A 3,700-nucleotide genomic window follows, 5' to 3' on the forward strand; every position below is an offset into this window, starting at 1 on the left:
CGCCTCTTCGACCCCGAGGAGCAGCCCGCCCTGGAATCGGCGAGTGTGGCCGTCGTCGAGGACATCGGGCTGCCGGGCGCCCTGCTGGACCCGCAGGCCTCCGTCGACTCCGTCGTGCAGCGCCACCCGGAGCTGGCCGCCGAGTTCGACGGCCTGATGACACCCGGGACGCCGGACGGGACCGACGGCGAGCGGGACCGGGCGGCCGAGGTGCGGCGCGCGGCACTCGTCTCGAAGGTGCTGCTCAACGTCTTCGCCCCCGCCCCCGGCACGGTCACCGCCGGGCAGCTGGCCCGCTGGCAGTCCGACGCCGGCCGGCTGGAGCGTGCCCTGGGCTGCGCACCAGGGGAGCTGCGCGGCGGCCGGGCGGCCGGAGGGACGGGCCGACGTCCCGGCGGACCGGGCGTCAGCCCGACCGGCACCGGTGGCAACGGCACCACGCCCGACCTCAGCCGGCTGATCCCGGCGATCGGCCCCGAACTCGGTGCGCTGGAAGCCGATCTGGTCAGACGGATGCATCTGCGGGAGGTGCTGGCCGACCCGCAGCTGGCCGCACAGCTCACTCCGAGCATGTCGCTGATCGAGCAGCTGCTGCGGGACAAGAACAACCTCTCCGGCGTGGCCCTGACCAACGCCAAGGCACTCATCCGGCGGTTCGTCGACGAGGTCGCCGAAGTGCTGCGCACCCAGGTGGAGAAGGCCACGGTCGGTGCCCTGGACCGTTCCGTCCCGCCCAAACGGGTGTACCGCAACCTCGACGTCGACCGCACGATCTGGAAGAACCTCACCAACTGGAGCCCGGAGGAGGAGCGGCTGTACGTCGACCGCCTCTACTACCGGCACACCGCGCGCAAGACCACTCCGCAGCGGCTGATCGTCGTCGTGGACCAGTCGGGCTCGATGGTGGACTCCATGGTCAACTGCACCATCCTGGCGTCCGTCTTCGCCGGGCTGCCCAAGGTCGACGTCCACCTGATCGCGTACGACACGCAGGCCCTCGATCTCACGCCCTGGGCGCACGACCCCTTCGAGACGCTGCTGCGCACCGACCTCGGCGGCGGCACCGACGGCACGGTCGCCATGGCCCTGGCCCAGCCGAAGATCGCCGAGCCCCGCAACACCGTCGTGGTGTGGATCTCCGACTTCTACGAATGGCGGGGCGAGCAGCTCTTCGAGAGCATGGCCGCCACCCACCGATCGGGCGCCAAGTTCATCCCGGTCGGCTCGGTGACCAGCTCGGGGCGCGGTGACGTCAACCCGTGGTTCCGCGAGCGGTTCAAGGACCAGGGCACCCCGGTCCTCTCCGGCCACATACGCAAGCTCGTCCACGAGCTCAAGAACTTCCTCACCTGATACCCGGAAGGCCTCACATGTCCGACCTGCTGCGCGCCCCCGCCGAGATCAAGTACGCCGAGGAGCTGGACTGGCTGGAGTCGATCGACGACAACCCCAAGCCCTTCTCCTGGCGCCTGTCCCCGAAGATGGTCCGCCTGTTCGTCCTCGGCTCCGAGCGGGCCGACGGCCTGGACCGGGAGATATCCCAGAAGTGGTTCGGCGACCGAAGCTTCGTCGAGCGCTCCATCGTCACCCTCGCCTCCGACCGCGGCCTCCTCCTCATCGGTGACCCCGGCACCGGCAAGAGCTGGCTCGCCGAACTGCTCTCCACCGCGATCTGCCGCAACTCCACCCTGGTGGTGCAGGGCACGGCCGGCACCACCGAGGACCACATCAAGTACTCGTGGAACGTGTCCATGGTCATCGCCAAGGGCCAGTCGCGGGAGTCGATGATCCCCTCGCCGATCATGACGGCCATGGAGACGGGTGCCATCGGCCGCTTCGAGGAGCTGACCCGTTCCACCAGCGACGTCCAGGACGCGCTGATCTCGATCCTCTCCGAGAAGTACATCTCGGTGCCCGAGCTGGACAGCGACAACATCGTCTTCGCCAAGCCCGGGTTCTCCGTCATCGCCACCGCCAACAGCCGTGACCGGGGCGTCAACGACCTGTCATCGGCCCTCAAACGCCGCTTCAACTTCGTCCGCATCCCGGTGATGACCGACAGGAAGAGCGAGGCGGAGATCGTCCGCTTCCGCACCGAGGAGCTGCTGCGCCGCCACAGCATCGACCTCGACGTGCCGCCGACGCTGCTCGACGTCCTGCTGCGGAGCTTCGCCGACCTGCGCGCCTCCGCCGCCGCGGCCGGCAGCGACGACGAGAAGCTGGAGTCCGCGCTGTCCACCGCGGAGCAGATCGGGGTGCTGGAGGACGCGATCCTGCACAGCAACTTCTTCGGCGCCCAGGGCCTGACCGCCCGCAGTCTGGCCTCCTCGCTCGTCGGCTCGCTGGCCCGGCGCGAACCGGAGGACCTGGCCATCCTCAACAAGTACCTGCACGGAGTGGTCGAGCCGCGCAGCAAGGAGGAGGGCGGCTCCTGGCCGGAGTTCCTGGAGGGCGGCCGCGACGCGATCGCCACGCTCTCGTGAGCGCCCCCGCCGCGAGCACCGCCGCCGCCAGCACCACCGCCGTCGGTATGCCCGGCACGTCCCCGGACACGTTCGGCGCCCTGCGTACGCAGATGCAGGAGGCCGCCGCGGCCTTCGCCGGCGGGCCCGACGCGCTGGAGGAGATCCTCCTCGGGCTCGTCGCCGACGTCGACCGTGCGGTCTCCGAGCCGCTGGAGGTCTTCCCCGTCTGCCACCACTCGCCCGCCTCGGCGGTGGCGATGGCCCGGCGACTGCGGGAGAAGCAGCCGAAGGTGGTCTACCTGGAGCTGTGCGAGGACATGGCGCCGCTGCTGACGGAGCTGCGCAACTGCCGTCTCCCGGTGGCCGTCCAGTCCTTCGCCACGGAGACCGACGGCTTCCCCGCCGAGTGGGCGCCGCTGTCGGTGGTCGCGCCGATCACCGAGGCCTCCGCCGAGTACCAGGCCATCGCCTACGCCCTGGACACCCCGGGTGTGGAACTCGTCCTGGTCGACCGTTCGTCCGACCACGTCTTCCAGTGGGACGCGCGGGCCCACGAAGCGGCCCCCGAGTCCGGTCCGGACGCGCGGCCCGCGGACGAGGAGGCGGCGCTGCACGGCGACGCGGTCGGCGTCGAGATCGGCGACCTGCGACCGCGCTTCGACGAGCTGGAGGAGCACCTGCTGCGCCACGGCAAGGTGCGGCACTGGTCCGAGTGGTGGCACCAGTACGTCGAGCTGCCGCTCGGCGACAGCGACCACGACACCTACCGCCAGGTCATGCTGCTGATCGGCAGCCTCTTCCGCCGGCTGGCGCCCGGCGACACGCACCGCGTGCGGATCGACGAGGACCGCGAACGCCACATGTGGACCAGGATGCGCGAGCACCTGGCCGCCACCGGCACCGACCCGCAGGACTGCCTCTACGTCTGCGGTGCCTTCCACGCGGTCAGCCGGGTCGAGGAGTTCGGCGTCGAGGGCGGTGACGGCTTCGAGGTCACCCCGCGCAGCGACACCACGTGGCTGCACGGCCTGATCCCGTCCAGCCACGCGGCGATCGAGGCGCAGTTCGGCCTCGCGGGCGGCTCGGTCTCCATCGCCGCCACGCAGTGGGCGAAGAACCTCAAGCGCACCCGGGTGAAGCCGTACGTCCTGGAAGGCCAGGCCGGTGCGCGACGGGCCGAGGCGAGGAAGGCGGTGGCGGCCGCCCCGGTGTCCGCCCCGGCCGCACCGCCCGCC

At 71.0% G+C, this 3,700-nt stretch carries 2 protein-coding genes and 1 pseudogene; all 3 read left to right on the top strand.

What is annotated here, in order from left to right:
• Positions 1–1,353: vWA domain-containing protein (locus IH13_RS0124015; protein ID WP_031087731.1), on the top strand; the 1,353-nt coding region annotated here is incomplete at its 5' end.
• A 17-nt stretch (positions 1,354–1,370) separates the two neighbouring features.
• Positions 1,371–2,483 carry an ATP-binding protein gene (locus IH13_RS0124020; RefSeq protein ID WP_031087733.1) on the top strand — a complete coding sequence of 371 codons (1,113 nt, stop codon included), beginning with the start codon at positions 1,371–1,373 and terminating at the stop codon, positions 2,481–2,483.
• Between the two features lie 47 nt (positions 2,484–2,530).
• Positions 2,531–3,700, top strand: a pseudogene (locus IH13_RS0124025) (DUF5682 family protein); the annotation flags it as partial.

This window comes from Streptomyces sp. NRRL WC-3549, assembly GCF_000721935.1.
GTDB lineage: Bacteria > Actinomycetota > Actinomycetes > Streptomycetales > Streptomycetaceae > Streptomyces.

Excerpts from the sequence above, each read along its gene's own strand:
- IH13_RS0124020 (WP_031087733.1), top strand. The coding sequence starts at position 1,371 with ATGTCCGACCTGCTGCGCGCCCCCGCCGAGATCAAGTACGCCGAGGAG.